14 protein-coding genes are annotated in these 16962 nt (G+C 71.8%); 4 read left to right on the top strand and 10 right to left on the bottom strand.

Annotated features, from left to right (window positions below):
- Positions 1 to 38: 38 nt before the first annotated feature.
- Positions 39 to 851, top strand: coding sequence for an aldo/keto reductase (locus tag KDB89_RS09905; protein ID WP_219080645.1), 813 nt, complete (start codon positions 39 to 41; stop codon positions 849 to 851).
- A gap of 4 nt (positions 852 to 855) precedes the next feature.
- On the opposite strand, the gene KDB89_RS09900 is transcribed toward KDB89_RS09905, so the two are convergent.
- Together KDB89_RS09900 and KDB89_RS09895 are read right to left on the bottom strand one after the other, a co-directional pair.
- A complete protein-coding gene (locus KDB89_RS09900; RefSeq protein WP_219080643.1) occupies positions 856 to 2571 on the bottom strand; it encodes an amino acid ABC transporter ATP-binding/permease protein in 1716 nt (571 codons plus the stop codon).
- Entirely contained in the window at positions 2568 to 4241 is a 1674-nt protein-coding gene (locus tag KDB89_RS09895) for an ATP-binding cassette domain-containing protein (protein WP_219080641.1), read from the bottom strand. Before KDB89_RS09895 ends, KDB89_RS09900 begins: the two co-directional genes overlap by 4 nt.
- 268 nt (positions 4242 to 4509) lie before the next feature.
- Here KDB89_RS09895 and exaC point away from each other — a divergent pair, with 268 nt between their 5' ends.
- Positions 4510 to 6033, top strand: coding sequence for an acetaldehyde dehydrogenase ExaC (gene exaC / locus KDB89_RS09890; protein ID WP_219080639.1), 1524 nt, complete (start codon positions 4510 to 4512; stop codon positions 6031 to 6033).
- Between the two features lies 1 nt (position 6034).
- Positions 6035 to 6451 carry a DUF779 domain-containing protein gene (locus KDB89_RS09885; protein ID WP_219080637.1) on the top strand — a complete coding sequence of 139 codons (417 nt, stop codon included), beginning with the start codon at positions 6035 to 6037 and terminating at the stop codon, positions 6449 to 6451.
- A 1-nt stretch (position 6452) separates the two neighbouring features.
- Here the strand turns inward: KDB89_RS09885 and KDB89_RS09880 are convergent, their stop codons facing one another.
- From KDB89_RS09880 to KDB89_RS09855, 6 genes are all read right to left on the bottom strand, one after another.
- Positions 6453 to 8159, bottom strand: coding sequence for an ABC1 kinase family protein (locus KDB89_RS09880; protein WP_219080635.1), 1707 nt, complete (start codon positions 8157 to 8159; stop codon positions 6453 to 6455).
- Between the two features lie 2 nt (positions 8160 to 8161).
- Entirely contained in the window at positions 8162 to 8707 is a 546-nt protein-coding gene (locus KDB89_RS09875; RefSeq protein ID WP_219080633.1) for a PadR family transcriptional regulator, read from the bottom strand.
- 74 nt (positions 8708 to 8781) lie between these two features.
- A complete protein-coding gene (locus KDB89_RS09870; RefSeq protein ID WP_219080631.1) occupies positions 8782 to 10545 on the bottom strand; it encodes an ABC-F family ATP-binding cassette domain-containing protein in 1764 nt (587 codons plus the stop codon).
- Between the two features lie 3 nt (positions 10546 to 10548).
- Positions 10549 to 11313: a DUF4191 domain-containing protein gene (locus tag KDB89_RS09865; RefSeq protein ID WP_219080629.1), complete on the bottom strand. Its 765-nt coding sequence runs from the start codon at positions 11311 to 11313 to the stop codon at positions 10549 to 10551.
- Positions 11306 to 12259, bottom strand: coding sequence for a lipoyl synthase (locus tag KDB89_RS09860; RefSeq protein ID WP_219080627.1), 954 nt, complete (start codon positions 12257 to 12259; stop codon positions 11306 to 11308). The genes KDB89_RS09865 and KDB89_RS09860 overlap by 8 nt, the downstream gene beginning before the upstream one ends.
- A 10-nt stretch (positions 12260 to 12269) precedes the next feature.
- Complete coding sequence (locus KDB89_RS09855; RefSeq protein WP_219080625.1) at positions 12270 to 13463, bottom strand: MFS transporter; 1194 nt, start codon at positions 13461 to 13463, stop codon at positions 12270 to 12272.
- Between the two features lie 69 nt (positions 13464 to 13532).
- On the opposite strand from KDB89_RS09855, the gene KDB89_RS09850 reads away from it, so the two are divergent.
- Positions 13533 to 14456, top strand: a complete 924-nt coding sequence (locus KDB89_RS09850) for a LysR family transcriptional regulator (RefSeq protein WP_219080623.1) — start codon at positions 13533 to 13535, stop codon at positions 14454 to 14456.
- Here KDB89_RS09850 and lipB read toward each other — a convergent pair whose 3' ends face one another.
- Positions 14457 to 15107, bottom strand: coding sequence for a lipoyl(octanoyl) transferase LipB (lipB, locus tag KDB89_RS09845; protein WP_219080621.1), 651 nt, complete (start codon positions 15105 to 15107; stop codon positions 14457 to 14459).
- A gap of 21 nt (positions 15108 to 15128) precedes the next feature.
- On the bottom strand, positions 15129 to 16886 hold the full coding sequence (gene sucB, locus KDB89_RS09840) for a 2-oxoglutarate dehydrogenase, E2 component, dihydrolipoamide succinyltransferase (RefSeq protein ID WP_219080620.1): 1758 nt from the start codon (positions 16884 to 16886) through the stop codon (positions 15129 to 15131).
- Between the last annotated feature and the right edge of the window lie 76 nt (positions 16887 to 16962).

Raw genomic sequence — 16962 nt, 5'->3', positions numbered from 1 at the left:
ACAGTCGGCGGACGCCAGGCGGGTGGCAGGATGGCCACATGCCAGCTGACTTCACGCTCAACGATGCGACGACACTCCCCGCGCTGGGCTTCGGCCTGTACAAGGTGCCTGCGGAGCTCACGGAACAGGTCATCGCCGACGGTGTGGCCGCCGGCTACCGGCTGGTCGACGGGGCCGAGTTCTACGGCAACGAGGAGGAGGTCGGCCGCGCGCTGAAGCACGTCGACCGCGACGCGCTACGCGTCACCAGCAAGTTCTGGGGGGAGGAGAGCCAGTCGCGCGACGCCGTGTTGCGCTCCTTCGACGCGTCCGAGAAGGCCCTCGACACCCACATCGACATCTACATGATCCACTGGCCTCGCCCGGCCCGGAACCAGTACGTCGACGTCTGGCGCACGCTCATCGAGCTGCGCGACGCGGGCCGCGTCACCACCATCGGCGTCTCCAACTTCACGGAGGCCCATGTGCAGCGCCTGATCGACGAGACGGGCGTCACCCCGGCCGTCAACCAGGTGGAGTCGCACCCGTGGCTGCCCCAGCACGACCTACGCGCCTTCCACGCCGCCCACGGCATCGTCACCCAGGCCTGGAGCCCGCTCGGCCGGGGCCGGGTGCTGCAGGACCCGACGCTGGCGGCCATCGCGGAGCGGCTCGACGTCACCGTCGCGCAGGTCATCATCCGCTGGCACCTGCAACTCGGCAGCGCGCTCATCCCCAAGTCGACGCACCCCGAGAGGCTTCGCCAGAACAACGACGTGGACGGCTTCGAGCTGAGCGAGGAGGACATGTCCACCATCGCCCGGCTCGAGACGGGGCAGCGCACGGGCACGCACCCCGACGACCGCCAGTAGCGGCTCAGGCGACGCGCGCCTCCAGGCGGGCGAACGCGCCACGGCCGGCGCGCAGCTCACCCGCGGTACCCGCCTCGACGACGCGCCCCTCATCCAGGACGGTGACGAACCCGTCGTCCGGCACGAGGTCGGCGCGGTGCGTGATCTCGATCACAGTGAGCTCGTCGTCGAACGCCGCGAGCCGGGCGCACACCTCGCGCGCAGTGTCGGCGTCGAGCTGGCTGAGTGCCTCGTCCAGGATCAGGGCGTCCGGGCGGGACACCAGTGCGCGGGCGAGGGCGACTCGCTGCAGCTGGCCGCCGGAGACGGTGGTGCCACGCTCGCCGATCGGGGTGTCGAGGCCCTGGGGCAGCCCGGCGAGCCAGCCGTCGAGGGCGACCGTGCGCATCGCCTCCACCAGCTCGAGGTCGGTGGCGTCGGGGCGGCCGAGGCGCAGGTTGTCGCCCAGGGTGCCCTTCAGCATCGTGGGCCGCTGAGACACGAGCGCCACGCGTCGGCGCAGCTCGTCGAGCGGCAGCCCGCGGACGTCCACCCCGCCGATCCGCACGGTGCCGGAGGCGGGATCGAAGCCGCGGGGGATCAGGCTGGCCAGCGTCGACTTGCCGCTGCCGGAGATGCCGACCAGGCGCGACCAGCGTCGGGCGGGGAACGACACGCTCACCGCATCGAGTGCTGGGCGCTCGGCTCCGGGATAGCGCATCGTGACATCCTCGAGGGTGACGGACGCGTCGGCGGGGAGGGCGCCGGGCGCCGTCGGCTCCTGCACGGTCGGGACGCCGTCGACGATGCGGCGGACTCGCTCGGCGGCCGCGAACGAGGCGTCGAGGCCCGTGACGAAGTCGTCGATGCCCTGCGCGGGCTTCCACAGCGCCACGGCCACCGCCAGGGTCACGGCGATGTCGATGGCGGTGGCGCCGATGGCGCTGCCGACGATCAGCGGCATGACGATCGCGCCGAGCTGCAGCACGGTGCCGACGGCGGCGCGGGCGCCCTGCACGCGGCCGGAGCCGCTGCGGGCCTTCGTGAGCTCCGCGTCGGCGGCATCGAGGCCGGCGAGGCGCTGCCCCGCCTGGCCGAACGCGAGGATCTCGCGCAGGCCCTGGAAGTCGTCGCCGAGGTGGGCGGCGATGTCGCCTCGACCCTTCGCGACGCGACCGGCCGCCCGCCAGGTCGACCTCCCGGCCAGCCAGGGTGCGACGACGACGCCGAGCACCACCAGCGGGGCCACGATCAGCGCCAGCCGCGAGTCGACGGCCGCGCCGAGCCAGATCAGCGCCGTGGCCGGCACCAGGACCGACGAGATCGCCGGGGGCAGCGTGTGCGCGAAGAAGACCTCGATGCGATCGATGTCCCGGGTGGCGCGCTCGGTCAGCTCGGCGCCGGCGCGGCCGCGGGTGGCGGCGGGGGCCTGCGGCACGAGGCGGTGGAAGAACAGGTTGCGCAGGTGCTGCAGCGCGGTGAAGGCCACCCAGTGGCCGGCGTAGTGCTCGGCGTAGCGCAGGACGGCCTTGAGGATCGCGATGGCGGCGAGCACACCGACGGAGCCCCAGACGGAGACGTCCTCGCCGGCGGCGGCGCGGCCGAGGCGGTCCACGGCCACCACCAGCAGCGCGACGCCGAGCAGCTGCCCGGCGAGGCGGGCCAGCACCGCGAGGGTCAGGGTGGGGAGGAACTGGCGCGTGTGGTGCACGAGCCAACGGGTCAGGTCGAGGCGGTTCACCGCATGCCCTTCTGGGAGCTGACGGCGGGGCGGAGGCTGACGGTGCGGTCGGCGGCCAGGATGGCCCCGGGGCGGTGCGCGATCATGAGGACCGTGCGGCCCTCGGCCAGCCGGTCGAGGGCCTCGAGGATCGCGGCCTCGCCCGCCAGGTCCACCTGGGAGGTCGGTTCGTCGAGCAGCAGGATCGGCGCGTCGCGCAGCCAGGCACGCGCGATCGACAGGCGCTGCGCCTGACCGCCGGACAGCAGCATGCCGTGCTCGCCGACGGGGGTGTCGAGGCCGCGCTCCATGGCAGCGACCTCGTCGCCCAGCCCGGCCAGCTCGAGGACGCGCCACAGGTCGTCGTCGGTCGCGCCCGGCTTCGCGAGGCGGAGGTTGTCCGCGATGGACCCGAGGAACAGGAACGTGCGCTGCTCGACCACGGCCAGCGAGGCGCGGACGGTGGCCGCGTCGGTCGTCGCGGTGTCGTATCCGTCGACGATCACGCGGCCGGAGGTGGGCAGGAGGTGGGCCTGGATGGCGGCGCCCGCGGTGGACTTGCCGACGCCGCTGGGGCCGACCAGCGCCACGCGCTCACCCGGGGCGACGGTGAAGCTGAGGTCGGTCAGCACGTCGGGGCCGCCGGGCCAGCCGCACGTCAGGCCGTCGAGCACCAGCGAGCCGGGGAGGGCGTCGGCGGCGCGGACAGTGCCGGCCGCGGGGGCGGCCGCCTCGTGCGCGGCGAGCTGGGCGCTGAGCTGGCTCTGGGCCGCGCGGCCGCCGATGCCGATGTAGAGGAACTGGCCGACCATGTCGACGGGGCCTGTGACCAGCAGCGACATGAGCACGATGGCAACACCCTGGCCGAACGTCATGGCGCCGTCCTGGATCCGGGCGATCGACATTCCGGCCGCGGCGACGATCACCGTCAGGGAGAATGCGCCGTCGACGATCAGGATGATCAGCTGGTTGCCGGCCAGGAGCTTCATGATCCTGGTGCGGTGCTGCTCCCCGCGCTCCGCGAGGTCGTCGGCGACGCGGCCGGCAGCGCGGGCCAGCACGAGCGTCTCGAGGGCCTGGATGGCCTCGAGGAAGGACGCTGTCAGCGCGCCGAGCGAGCGGCCGTACTCGGCGCCCAGCGGGCGGACGAAGCGCTGGAACGCGCCGATCAGCACAGGAACAAGAAGGACGAGCAGGGCGAGCCAGCCCGCGACGGCGGGGCTGACGCCCACTGCCATGACGGCGAGCACCAGGAACGGGGTGGTCAGCGCGCCCGTGATGGGGCCGAGGAAGCCCGCTCGGTAGTGCGCGGTCCGCTCGACGCCGCCGGTGGCCGACGACAGCAGCCTGCCTGACCGGCCGGCGGTGCCGGCGACACCCGAGCCGAAGGCGGCCGCGACGAGTCGCTGCCGCAGCGTGCGCTCGGCGGTGGCCCCGGCCCACTGCGCGAACCACGACGAGCCGGCGGAGCAGGCGGCCGCGACCACGGCGCAGACGACGAGCAGCGTGACGTCCGGTGCCACGACGCCCCGGTCGAGGATGATCCCGGCGCGGATGAACAGGACGGAGGTGGCCGCGGCGCCGCCCCAGGCGAGGCCGACGCTGACGCGTCCCATCCAGGACGGGGTGGCGGCCTTCACCTGCGGATGCAGGGGGGCTTTCGCCTTCTTCGGTGCCGTGTCGCGGCTCATGTGGCCTCCTGTCGGAGCGGGGATATCCGGCGTCCGGAACGCTACACGCAGGTTGTCGACACCCTGTCGCGACCCCCCGCGATATATCGGGAACGACGGGTGCTAGACTCCCCGGCTTCGCTGAGGCTTACCTAACCTGACGCCCCGTCAACAGGTCCGGGTCAGCGGCCCCGTCGGCTCCTATGCTTGCCGATCACATGGCCCACACCGACGTGGCCGCCGTGTCAACCGCCTCAACGACGAGGCTGACAGCTGAAGGGGAACCCCTATGACCGTCTACGCGAAGCCCGGCACCGACGGGTCCGTCATGGCCTACGAGTCCCGCTACGAGAACTGGATCGGGGGTGAGTGGGTGCCGCCGGTCAGGGGGCAGTACTTCGAGAACCCGTCTCCGGTCGACGGGAAGACGTTCTGCGAGGTGGCGCGCTCCACCGCCGAGGACATCGAGCTCGCGCTCGACGCCGCGCACGCTGCGGCCCCCGCCTGGGGGAAGACCCCGCCCGCCGACCGTGCCCTGGCGCTGCTGCGGATCGCGGACCGCATGGAGGAGCACCTCGAGAAGATCGCCGTCGCCGAGACCTGGGACAACGGCAAGGCCGTCCGCGAGACGCTGGCCGCCGACATCCCGCTCGCGATCGACCACTTCCGCTACTTCGCCGGGGCCCTGCGCGCGCAGGAGGGTGCCATCTCCGAGGTCGACGAAGACACCGTCGCCTACCACTTCCACGAGCCGCTGGGCGTCGTCGGCCAGATCATCCCGTGGAACTTCCCCATCCTGATGGCGGTGTGGAAGCTCGCCCCGGCGCTGGCCGCCGGCAACGCCGTCGTGCTGAAGCCCGCCGAGCAGACCCCGGCGTCGATCCTCTACCTGATGTCGCTGATCTCCGACCTGCTGCCACCCGGCGTCGTCAACATCGTCAACGGGTTCGGCGTGGAGGCGGGCAAGCCGCTGGCCTCCAGCAACCGGGTCCGCAAGATCGCGTTCACGGGCGAGACCACCACCGGCCGCCTCATCATGCAGTACGCCTCGGAGAACCTGATCCCCGTCACCCTCGAGCTGGGCGGCAAGTCGCCCAACATCTTCTTCTCCGACGTGCTCGCCGCCGACGACGGGTTCCTCGACCGCGCGCTCGAGGGGTTCACGATGTTCGCCTTCAACCAGGGCGAGGTCTGCACCTGCCCCAGCCGCGCGCTGATCCAGGAGAACATCTACGACGACTTCATGGCCAAGGCCATCGACCGCGTCAGCCGCATCCGGCAGGGCAACCCGCTCGACACCGACACGCAGATGGGAGCCCAGGCATCCAACGACCAGTTCGAGAAGATCACCTCCTACCTGAGGATCGGTAAGGAGGAGGGCGCCAAGGTGCTGATCGGCGGCGAGCCGGCCGACCTCGGCGGCGACCTGTCGACCGGCTTCTACATCCAGCCCACCGTCTTCGAGGGCCGCAACCGGATGCGCATCTTCCAGGAGGAGATCTTCGGGCCGGTGCTGGCGGTGACGACCTTCTCGGACTACGCGGACGCCATCTCGATCGCCAACGACACCCTCTACGGTCTCGGGGCGGGCGTCTGGAGCCGCGACGGCGCCACGGCCTACCGGGCGGGGCGCGAGATCCAGGCGGGGCGCGTGTGGACCAACACGTACCACGACTACCCGGCCCACGCGGCCTTCGGCGGCTACAAGCAGTCCGGCATCGGGCGCGAGACGCACCTCATGATGCTCGAGCACTACCAGCAGACCAAGAACCTGCTGGTCGGCTACGCGCAGAGCGCCAAGGGCTTCTTCTGAGATGACCGCGCTTCCGGACCGCGTGGTCGCCACCGAGGCGGCCGTCGACCTCCTCGCCAGGCTGACGGCCACCAACGGTGGGCTCATGATCCATCAGTCGGGTGGGTGCTGTGACGGGTCGGCGCCGATGTGCTACCCGGTGGGGGAGTTCCGCATCGGGCAGCGCGACGTTCTCGTCGGGGAGATCGACCTGCCGGCGCCCCACCCCTCGGTGCGCGTGTGGATCAACGGCGACCAGTTCGAGCTCTGGAAGCACACCCAGCTGATTCTCGACGTCGTCAAGGGCCGAGGGGCGGGGTTCAGCCTCGAGGCCCCCGAGGGGGTGAGGTTCCTGTCACGCGCCAGGGCCTTCACCGACGACGAGAACCGGCTGCTGGCCGACTCGCCCCCTCTGACGGGGGCGACCGCGGCCCCCTGAGCTACCGGGCGCCGTGCCGACGAGGCCGGCGCCCGGCCAGCAGGGCGTGCAGCAGGGGCAGCGCGGAGCCGCCCATCAGAGCGACTCCGACGGTCGGCTCCGTGGCGTGCAGCACGGCGCCGCCGATCAGCAGGCCCGCGAAGATCACGGCGGAGACGACCCTGGTGGCCGTGCGCTGCAGGGCCCTCAGCTGGCGGTCGATCGCCGGCGTCTTCACCGTGAGCCGGCCCTGCTCCAGCTGGCTGGTCACGTCGTCGATGCGCTGCGGCAGCCGGACGATGGTGCCGGCGGAGGCAAGCAGCTTCCCGCCCAGATCCTGCAGCGTCCGGGTGCCCTCCTCGCGCATCAGGGTCGCGGCGAACGGCTCGACAGCCTCCCACATGTTGAACTCGGGGTTGAGCGCCGAGCACACGCCCGAGACGAGCGAGACGCCGCGCACGATCAACAGGAAGTCCTCCGGGAGCTGCACGGGCAGGTCCCGCAGGGTGTCGCCGAAGCGGTCGGCGAAGTCCACCATCTCGGAGTGGTCGACGCTGCCGAGGTCGCCGACGGCCATGCCGCCGAAGCGGTCGAACAGCTCGCGCATCGCCCGCTCCAGCGTCGCGGTGTCCGCCGAGGGGAGCAGCACGCCGATGGCGGAGATGCCGTCGACGAAGCCCTTCGGGTCGCGCGCGACCACGGCCACGATCAGGTCGCGCAGCCCCTCGCGCAGGGTGTCGGGGATCTCGCCCATCATGCCGAAGTCGACGTAGGTCAGGCGCCAGTCGTCGTCGCCGGTGGAGGGGGTGACGAACAGGTTGCCGGGGTGCGGGTCGGCGTGGAAGAAGCCGTGCTCGAAGAACTGGGCGAACGTCGAGCTGGCCAGCTCGTCGGCGACGGCGGCCGGGTCGATGCCCGCCGCCCGGATCGCGTCGAGGTCGCCGACCTTGATGGCCGTGACGTCCTCGAGGACCAGCACCTGCCTGGTCGTGCGCTCCCAGGCGACGCGCGGCACGCCGATGCGCGGGTTCTCCTCGAAGTCCTCGGCGAACCGCTCCGCGGAGGCGGCCTCGTGCAGGTAGTCGATCTCCTGCAGGCTCGTGGTGGCGAACTCCTCGACCAGGCCGGGCACGTCGACCCTGGCGGCGATCGACTTGACCCGCGCGACCCAGCCGGCGATCTTCCGCAGCGCGGCGAGGTCGACCTCGACGATGTCGCGGATGCCGGGGCGCTGCACCTTCACGACGACGTCGGCGAAGCCGGCGTCCGCGGCGACCACTCCGGTCAGCCGGGCTCGGTGGGCCTGGCCGAGGGAGGCAGCCGCGATCGGCTCAGCATCGAAGGACGCGAACGCCATCTCCAGCGGCATGCCCAGCTCGGCCTCGGCCATCTCGCGGATCGCGGGGAAGGCGAGGGCGGGCACCTCGTCCTGCAGGCCGGCCAGCTCGTCGGTGACCTCGGGCGGCAGGATGTCGAGGCGGGAGCTCATGAACTGGCCGACCTTGATCATCAGCCCGCCGAGCTCGATTGCGAGGTCGTGGAAGCGGGCCGCGAAGCGGCGGAACCGCTCGGTGCGGCCGCGCCGGGACACGCGGATCAGGCCGAGCCGCGGCAGGACCATGCCGTACCACCACTCGACGACCATGAAGCGGAGCGCGAAGATCACGATCCTGCGGTAGCGGGCGCGGGCCAGCCTCGGCGTGAGCACGCCGGTGGGGGTCTCTGCCATGCTCAGCCCTCTGCCAGGATGGCGTAGAGCCTGCGGCGGGCGTCCTCGGCTATCTCGACGGCGCGGGCGACCTGGTCGTTTGACCCGTCGTGCGCGACCTGCGCGAACGCCCGGGCGAGCTGGACGCAGGCCTGCGGCAGCTGCGTCGTGGCCGCGGAGGAGGCGTCCCCGTCGGCGGGCGCGGCGTCCCAGGGCAGCGGGGTGTCGTCGCCGGGGGCGGCCTCGCGGCCGGCGTCGGTCAGCGAGTAGCTCTTGCGCTCCCCGTCCTCCGTCACCTTGACGAGCCCCTCGTCCGTGAGCAGCTGCAGGGTGGGGTAGACCGACCCGGGGCTCGGCCGCCATGCCCCGTCGGTGCGGCGGTCGATCTCGCGGATCAGCTGGTAGCCGTGCATCGGCTGCTCCGCGAGCAACGCGAGGATGGCCGTGCGCACGTCGCCCCGGCTGCGGCGCCGCGGCATCGCGTCGTGCGCGTGCGGTCGCTGGAAGGCTCCGGTGAACGCCTCCCGCAGGCCCGCGGCCCACTGCTCTGAAGAAAACGACGTGCCCATGGCAGGCTCCTCGAGGTCGAACGACAACTTCCGATATATCGTAACTCGAAGTTCCGAACCGGCCGGATGAGGGGCTACTCGGCGGCCTCGAGCCAGGCCTCCTCCAGCTCGCCCTGGCGTGCCTGCGCGGCGCGCAGCTTCTCGTCCAGGGAAGCCAGCTTCTCGAAGTCGCTCGCCGCGTCCGCCATCGAGGCGTGCAGCTTCTCGATCTCCCGGGCCACCTTGTCCAGCTGGCCCTCGATGCGTGTGAGGTCCTTCTTCCGCTGGCGTTCCTTCGCGGCGTCCGACCTGGTCGGCGCCTCGGGGGCCGCGGAGGTGGGGGCCGAGGCGAGGGCCTGGGCGCGGTGCCGGCGGTCGAGGTACTCCTCGACCCCGCCCGGCAGCATGACGCACGACCCGTCGCCCATCAGCGCGTAGGTCACGTCCGTGATGCGCTCCAGGAAGTAGCGGTCGTGGCTGACGACGATCAGCGTGCCGGGCCAGCAATCGAGGTAGTCCTCGATCACGGTCAGGGTGTCGATGTCGAGGTCGTTGGTCGGCTCGTCGAGGATCAGCACGTTCGGCTCGCTGAGCAGGAGCCGGAGGAACTGCAGCCTGCGGCGCTCGCCGCCCGACAGGTCGCCGATGCGGGCCACGAGCTTGTCGCCGGTGAAGCCGAACTCCTCGAGCAGGTTGGAGGCGCTCGCCTCGCGCCCCGTCGCGAGCTTCGTCTGCTCCTTCAGGCGTGTCACGGACTGCAGCACGCGGTCGGAGTCGTCCAGCTCGCCGACGGTCTGGGAGAGGTAGCCCAGCCGCAGCGTCTGGCCGCGCTTGATCTTCCCGCTGCCCGGCTCGCGCCGGTCGGCGAGCAGATCGAGCAATGTGGTCTTGCCCGCGCCGTTGATGCCGACCAGCCCGATGCGGTCGCCGGGGCCGATGGACCACGTCAGGTGCTCCAGCAGCGTCCGGCCGCCGACGGCGTAGTCGACGTTGATCAGGTCGAAGACGTCCTTGCCGAGCCGGGTGACGGAGAACTGCTGCAGCTCCAGCTTGTCGCGGGGGTCCGGCTCGTCGGCGATGAGTTCGTTCGCGGCGTCGATGCGGAACTTCGGCTTCGACGTGCGGGCCGGGGCGCCGCGGCGCAGCCAGGCCAGCTCCTTGCGGGCCAGGTTCCTCCGGCGGGCCTCGGTGGTGGCGGCGATGCGGTGCCGCTCGACGCGCGCGAGCACGAAGGCCGCGTAGCCGCCGTCGTAGGAGTCGACGGCGCCGTCATGTACCTCCCAGATGCGCGTGCACACCTCGTCGAGGAACCAGCGGTCGTGGCTCACGACCAGCATCGCGAGCCCGGCCCGGGTGCGCTCCCTGAGGTAGCCGGCGAGGAAGGAGATGGCCTCGACGTCGAGGTGGTTCGTGGGCTCGTCGAGCACGACGAGGTCGTGGTGTCCGAGCAGCACGGCGACCAGGCCGACCCGACGCCGTTCCCCGCCCGACAACGTTCCCAGCTCGCGGTCGAGGTCGATGTCGGTCAACAGCGCCTCGACGACGCCGCGCTTGTCGGCCTGGGCCGCCCACACATGGTCGGGCTCACCGCCGACGATCCAGTCGCGCACGGTGTGCGCGTCGTCACCGGTGGTGGCCTGCGTCAGGACGCCGATGGAGGCGTTGGTGGCGACGGTGACGCGGCCGTCGTCGGGGACGAGGTCGCCGGTGAGGATCCTGAGCAGCGTGGTCTTACCGTCTCCGTTGCGGCCGACCACGCCGATGACGTCGCCGGCACCGAGGCCGAGCGACACGTCATCGAGCAGGATGCGGGTCCCGAATCCGTGCGTGACGGATTCGAGGTTGACGAGGTTGGCCACCGGTCAGCGGCCGCGCATCGCGGAGCGCGCGCCCTTCGGGTTGATGTAGCCCTTGGGGATGGGGATGTTGGGGCGGGCATCCAGGGCCTTGAGGCGCTGGTTGACCTCCTGGATCTTCGCATCGGTCAGCTGCTTCGGGAGCTTCTTGATGTACTTGGAGAGCTGGTCGAGCGGCACCTGGCCGGCGCCGTTGCCCATCGTGAGGACCGTGACGTCCACGCCGTAGGCGACCTGCTCGTGCTTCTTCCGCTCCTTCTCGAGCAGCGGCTTCAGCTTGCCGGCGTCGCCCTCGCCGACGAGGATCAGGCCGCCGGGGCCGAGCGCGCGGTGCACGAGCTGGGGGCGCTCCTGCGTGCCGGACGCGGCGATCGCGGGCTTGGTGAGCCACTTCTTCGGCAGCATCTGCAGCGCGACCTGGGCAGAGCCGGGCTGACCCTCGAAGCGCGCGTAGACGCCGCGGCGCGCGCGCCACGAGAAGAGCAGCATGGCGGCGAGGAAACCGAGCAGCAGGCCGGTGATGCCCCACATGATGGGGGAGCCGAGCACGAAGCCCAGCGCGAGCAGCGCGATGAACGGGATCAGCAGGCCGGCGATGGTCCAGAAGTGCAGCTGCTTGTCGTACTGCGCCGTCATCTTGTACGTCTCGACGATCTGGCGCACCCGGCCCCAGTCGTCGGGGTTCGTGGAGTTCTTCTTGCGCAGCTTCTCGGCCTTGGCCTCGGCCTTCTGCTTCGCCTCCAGAGCCTTGGCGCGTTCGCTCTTAGCCATTCACTGTCTCCATCGTGGTCTTCCTGCGGGCGTCCATGGCTGTGCGGTACAGCCGGCCGGCACGGTAGGACGACCTGACGAGCGGCCCGGACAGCACGCCAGAATATCCGATGCCGCGCGCCTCCTCCGCAAGGGCCTCGAACTCGTCGGGGGTGACCCACCTGTCGATGGGGTGCAGGGTGGCGTTCGGGCGCAGGTACTGCGTGATGGTGATGAGCTCCGTGCCCGCGTCGAACAGGTCGCGCAGCGCCTCGGAGACCTCGTCCATGGTCTCGCCCATGCCCAGGATGAGGTTGGACTTCGTGACGAGGCCGGCGTCGCGCGACATGCGCAGCACCTCGAGCGATCGCTCGTAGCGGAATCCGGGGCGGATCCTCTTGAAGATCCGCGGCACCGTCTCGACGTTGTGCGCGAACACCTCGGGGCGCGCGTCGAACAGCTGGTCGAGGAGTTCGGGCCTGCCCGTGAAGTCCGGGGCGAGCATCTCGACGCCCACGCCGGGGTTGACGGCATGGATCTGCCGGATGGTCTCGGCGTACAGCCAGGCGCCCTCGTCGGGCAGGTCGTCGCGGCAGACCCCGGTGACGGTGGCGTAGCGCAGCCCCATCTTCTTCACGGAGGCGGCGACCCGCAGCGGCTCGGCCGGATCATAGCCGTCGGGCTTCGCGGACTCGATCTGGCAGAAGTCGCAGCGGCGGGTGCACTTGTCGCCGCCGATGAGGAAGGTGGACTCGCGGTCCTCCCAGCACTCGTAGATGTTGGGGCAGCCGGCCTCCTGACACACGGTGTGGAGGTCGCCGGTCGTCACGATCTGCTGCAGGTCCCGGTAGTTCGGGCCCATCTTGGCGGTCGTCTTGATCCATCCGGGCTTGCGTTCGATGGGCGTCTCGGCGTTCCTCGCCTCGACCCTCAACAGTCGTCGTCCGTCGGGCTGCACTGCGGTCACGGGCCGTACTCTACCCAACTGGTCGGTCCCGACCGCTCATCATGTGGCCCGCCGCCAACGCCAGGAGCGCGACGACGATCGCCGCGGACATGGTGCCCCAGCCCCCGAGGACGAAGGCGTAGCCGAGCAGCCAGCCGCCGACGCCGGAGCCCACGTAGAAGTGCACGTTGTACAGCGCGCTGGCCTGGCCACGGTGCATCGGGTCCGAGACGGCACCCGTGGTGGCGACGGCCGCCGCGTGGGCGAGGAAGAAACCGGCCGTGAAGATGATGAGGCCGGCGATCAGCACGGGCAGGGGAGTTGCGGCCAGCAGCGCGACGCCCACCACCATGGTCAGCAGCCCGACGACCATCGTGCGGCGCGCGCCATGGCGCGTCAGCCAGCTGCCGGCCAGGCGCGACGAGGCCGTGCCGGAGAGGTAGGTAACGAAGATGAGCGAGGTCAGAGCGGACGGGAGCCCGTACGGCGGCGCCTCGAGGCGGAAGGCGAGGAAGTTGTAGACGGCGACGAAGCAGCCGGTCAGGACGAGTGCCTGGAGGTAGAGCGGTCGCAGCGCCCGGGAGCGCAGGCAGTCCCCGATGCGTGGCCACTGTCGGCCGGCGGGGGCGGGGCGGCCGTCGGGCCGCGGGGTCAGCGCGACGAACGCCACGGCGGCGAGCAGACAGAGCGCGCTGACGACCAGCAGCGCCCCGCGCCAGCCGAGCGGCCCGGCGAGCGGTCCCGCGATGAGCCTGCCCGAGGCCCCGCCCAGCGTCGTGCCGGAGATGTAGGCGGTGGCAGCGGCCGCGGCGCGGGCGCCGTCGAGGATCTCGTACACGTAGGCCACGGCGAGCACGGGCACCCCGCCGAGGAGGGCGCCGGTCGTGAAGCGGAGGCCCACGAGCAGGGCGAACGACGGCGCGAGGCACGAGAGGATCCCGAGCAGCGCGGCCCCGAAGACCGAGACGCGCATCGCCTGCAGCCGCCCGATCCGCTCGGCGACGAGCGTCCAGCCGAAGACCCCGCAGGCCAGCCCGGTGGTCCCCGCGGAGACGGCCAGCGCGGAGTCGGCCGACGAGAGCCGGAAGTCGCGGGCCAGCCCGGTCAGCACGCCCTGCACGGCGTAGAGCTCACCGAACGTCGCAACCGCCGCGGCGAGGAGCCCTACCATCAGGTGGGAGCCCCGCCTCGACTGTCGCGCCTGCGCACCTTCGACCTTGACCACGACGCCGAGAATAGATTCCCCACAGCGCATGCACTAATGCCTTGGGCGCCGGACTGATACGTTCTGAGCATGAATAGTGAAGGCCTCGGCCCGATCCTCGCGGACCTTCCCGTGCTCGTCGAGCTCGGCCGGGCCGGCAGCGTGTCCGGTGCGGCGGAGGCGCTGGGGATGCCGCAGCCCACCGCGAGCAGGACGCTGGCCCGGCTGGCCGACCGGGTCGGTGTGGAGCTCGTGGCCCGGAGCGGCCGCGGGGTGGTGCTGACCGAGGCCGGGCGGGAGCTCGCGCGGGTCGGCTCGGGGGCGCTGGGCTCGGTGGCCGATGCCCTCGCCTCGCTGCGGCGCGAGGCCGTCGACGGATCCGCGCAGCTGACGATCGCCTACCAGGCGGCTCTGGGCGAGAGCTTCCTCCCGCTGGCTCTGACGAGGTACCGCGCCCGGCATTCTGCGGTGACCTTCCGGCTCGTGCACACGGACCGGGCCGGCTGCCTCGCGCTGGTCGACGGCGGTGACGCCGATGTGGCGCTGGTGGCGGACACGCGGCCGGGCCCCGGCCGCCACGTGACGGCGCTCTACCGCGAACCCCTCTACCTGGTCGTCTCGCGGGCCCACCCGCTCACCCGCATCGGGCGCGCGGTGCGCCCCGAGGACGTGCCCCGCGACGAGCTCCTGTTCCTCGGCAGCGCGTTCGGGCTGTACGGGTCGATCCGCCGCATCCTCGGCGAGGTGGCCACGGAGCAGCCGTTCGAGGCCGACGACTACCGGGTGCTCCGCGGTCTGGTCGCGGCCGGCGCCGGCATCGCGATCCTCCCGTCGACGGCGGCGCCGGAGGACGACGACGCCGTCGAGCTGCCCATCGACCATCCGGCGGCGAACCGCCTGATCACCGCCGTGACCTCCGACGCGGAGGACCCGCGCCGTGACGACGTGGTGGCCGCGCTGCGCAGCACCGCCCGCTACCGGTGGCGGCTCGCGCCGGCCTCACCGGTCGCCTGATCAGGCCGTGATGCGGGAGAGCTCTTCGAGCAGGATGGGCTCGAGGTCGTGGGCGACGCGCGCCACGTCCCACTCGCCGGGCAACTCCTCGACGATGGACGTGACTCCGGCGTCGGAGATGCCGCAGGGGACGATGTTGCCGAAGCGTTCGGCCGAGGACTGCACGTTCAGCGCGAAGCCGTGCATGGTGGTGCGGCGGGCGACGCGGACCCCGATGGCGCAGATCTTGCGCTCGGGCCGCTCGTCGGTGGCCGGCAGCCAGACCCCCGTGCGGCCCGCGACGCGGCCGGTGGCCAGCCCGTAGCCGGCGAGCAGGGCGATGATGGCCGACTCGAGCGTGCGGACGTAGTCGACGACGCCCAGCCCGTCTGCGAGGTGCACGATCGGGTAGCCGACCAGCTGTCCGGGGCCGTGGTAGGTGATCTCGCCGCCGCGGTCCACCGCGACGACAGGCGTCCCGTCGACGGGGTAGTCGCTCGGCTTCGTGCGGCGCCCGGCGGTGTAGACGGGGCTGTGCTCCAGCAGGACGACGTGGCCGGGCCGTGAGCCGTCGGCCACCCCTGCATGCACGAGACGCTGATAGTCCCACGCCTCCTGATAGTCGCTCAGGAGGCGTGGGACGTCGAGCCCTCGATGTTCGAAGGTCAGCATTCGAGAATCAGGCCAGCCTGCTCAGAGGCCGAGCTCACCGCCGAAGTCGCCCTCCTCGAGGCGCGCCTTGACGGCGCTCAGGAAGCGGGCGGCGACCGCGCCGTCGATGAGGCGGTGGTCGTAGCTCAGCGACAGGTACATCATGTGGCGCACCGCGATCGACTCGTTGCCGAAGCGGTCCTCGACGACGACCGGGCGCTTCACGAGCGCGCCGGTGCCGAGGATCGCCGACTGAGGCTGGTTGATGATCGGCGTGTCGAACAGCGTGCCGGCGGAGCCGTAGTTCGTGATGGTGAACGTGCCACCCGACAGCTCGTGCGGCTCGACCTTGCTCGCCCGCGTGCGGGCGGCGACGTCGGCGATCTTCTTCGCCAGGCCGGTGAGGTTCAGCTCGCCCGCGTTCGCGATGACCGGGACCATCAGGCCCTTGTCCGTGTCGACGGCGATGCTGATGTGCTCGCCGTCGGGGTAGGTGACGGTGCCGGCCTCGGTGTCGATCTGCGCGTTGATCACCGGGAACTGCTTCAGCGCCTCGACGGCCGCCATGGTGATGAACGGCAGGTACGAGAGGCTGACGCCCTCGCGCTTCTTGAAGTCGTCCTTCACCTGGCCGCGGATGTGGCTGATCGCCGTGACGTCCACCTCGACCGTGGCGGTCAGCTGCGCCGCGACCTGCAGCGACTCGACCATGCGCGAGGCGATGACCTTGCGCATGCGGCTGAGCTTCTCCGTGGTGCCGCGCACCGGCGACGGGGCCGGGGCGGCCTTCGCGGCCGGCGCGGCGGGAGCCGGAGCCGCCGCCGCTGCGGGGGCGGTCGGCGCGGGCTGCTTGGCGGCCTCGGCGGCCTCGAGGACGTCCTGCTTGCGGATGCGGCCGCCGACTCCCGTGCCCTTCACGTCGGCCAGGTCGACGCCGTGCTCCTTGGCGAGCTTGCGCACGAGCGGGGTGACGTAGGTGCCGTCCGACTCGGAGGCGCGGCGGGCCGCGGCCTCCTGGACCGCGGGCGAGTGCTCCTTGGCGGGGGCGGCCGCGGGGGTCGGGGCGGACGGGGCGGAGGGGGCAGACTCAGCCGACGGGGCCGATTCGGGAGAGGGCTCCGACGGGGCCGGGGCCGCGGCAGGAGCCGGGGCCGCGGGGGCCTCGGGGGCCGGTGCGGCAGCCGCGGCGTCACCGATCACGGCGAGGACGGCGCCGACCTCGGCGACATCGTCCTCCTCGAAGCGGATCTCGAGCAGGGTGCCTGCGACGGGGGAGGGGATCTCGGTGTCGACCTTGTCCGTCGACACCTCGAGCAGCGGCTCGTCCGCCTCGACGGTGTCACCGACGGCCTTGAGCCAGCGGGAGATGGTGCCTTCCGTGACGGACTCGCCGAGCGCGGGCAGGGTCACCTCGGTGCCCTCGGCGGGGCCGGAGGCTGCCGGGGCGGCCGCCTGCGTGGCGATCTGGACGGGCTCCTCGGCCGCCGGCTCGGCGGCCGGCTCCTGGGCCGGCTCCGGAGCCGACTCGGGCTCGGGGGCCTCGGCGGTCGAAGCGGCAGCACCCGCGTCACCGATCACGGCGAGGACGGCGCCAACCTCGGCGACATCGTCCTCCTCGAAGCGGATCTCGAGCAGGGTGCCTGCGACGGGGGAGGGGATCTCGGTGTCGACCTTGTCCGTCGACACCTCGAGCAGCGGCTCGTCCGCCTCGACGGTGTCGCCGACGGCCTTGAGCCAGCGGGAGATGGTGCCTTCCGTGACGGACTCGCCGAGCGCCGGAAGAGTGACTTCGGTTGACATGTGCGTATGGCTCCTAATGTGTGACCCACGGGTTTGGGTCCACAGTAGCCGCCTTTTCGGTCTCGCACATGCACGG

Source organism: Tessaracoccus palaemonis, assembly GCF_019316905.1.
In the GTDB taxonomy this organism is placed as follows: domain Bacteria; phylum Actinomycetota; class Actinomycetes; order Propionibacteriales; family Propionibacteriaceae; genus Arachnia; species Arachnia palaemonis.
The sequence above is the reverse complement of the archived record's forward strand: the minus strand, read 5'-3'. Positions and strand labels throughout refer to the sequence as shown.

Excerpts from the sequence above, each read along its gene's own strand:
- KDB89_RS09885 (WP_219080637.1), top strand. The coding sequence starts at position 6,035 with ATGACCGCGCTTCCGGACCGCGTGGTCGCCACCGAGGCGGCCGTCGAC.
- lipB (WP_219080621.1), bottom strand. The coding sequence starts at position 15,107 with ATGCTGACCTTCGAACATCGAGGGCTCGACGTCCCACGCCTCCTGAGC.
- exaC (WP_219080639.1), top strand. The coding sequence starts at position 4,510 with ATGACCGTCTACGCGAAGCCCGGCACCGACGGGTCCGTCATGGCCTAC.
- KDB89_RS09865 (WP_219080629.1), bottom strand. The coding sequence starts at position 11,313 with ATGGCTAAGAGCGAACGCGCCAAGGCTCTGGAGGCGAAGCAGAAGGCC.
- KDB89_RS09850 (WP_219080623.1), top strand. The coding sequence starts at position 13,533 with ATGAATAGTGAAGGCCTCGGCCCGATCCTCGCGGACCTTCCCGTGCTC.
- KDB89_RS09880 (WP_219080635.1), bottom strand. The coding sequence starts at position 8,159 with ATGGCAGAGACCCCCACCGGCGTGCTCACGCCGAGGCTGGCCCGCGCC.
- KDB89_RS09905 (WP_219080645.1), top strand. The coding sequence starts at position 39 with ATGCCAGCTGACTTCACGCTCAACGATGCGACGACACTCCCCGCGCTG.
- KDB89_RS09895 (WP_219080641.1), bottom strand. The coding sequence starts at position 4,241 with ATGAGCCGCGACACGGCACCGAAGAAGGCGAAAGCCCCCCTGCATCCG.
- KDB89_RS09875 (WP_219080633.1), bottom strand. The coding sequence starts at position 8,707 with ATGGGCACGTCGTTTTCTTCAGAGCAGTGGGCCGCGGGCCTGCGGGAG.
- sucB (WP_219080620.1), bottom strand. The coding sequence starts at position 16,886 with ATGTCAACCGAAGTCACTCTTCCGGCGCTCGGCGAGTCCGTCACGGAA.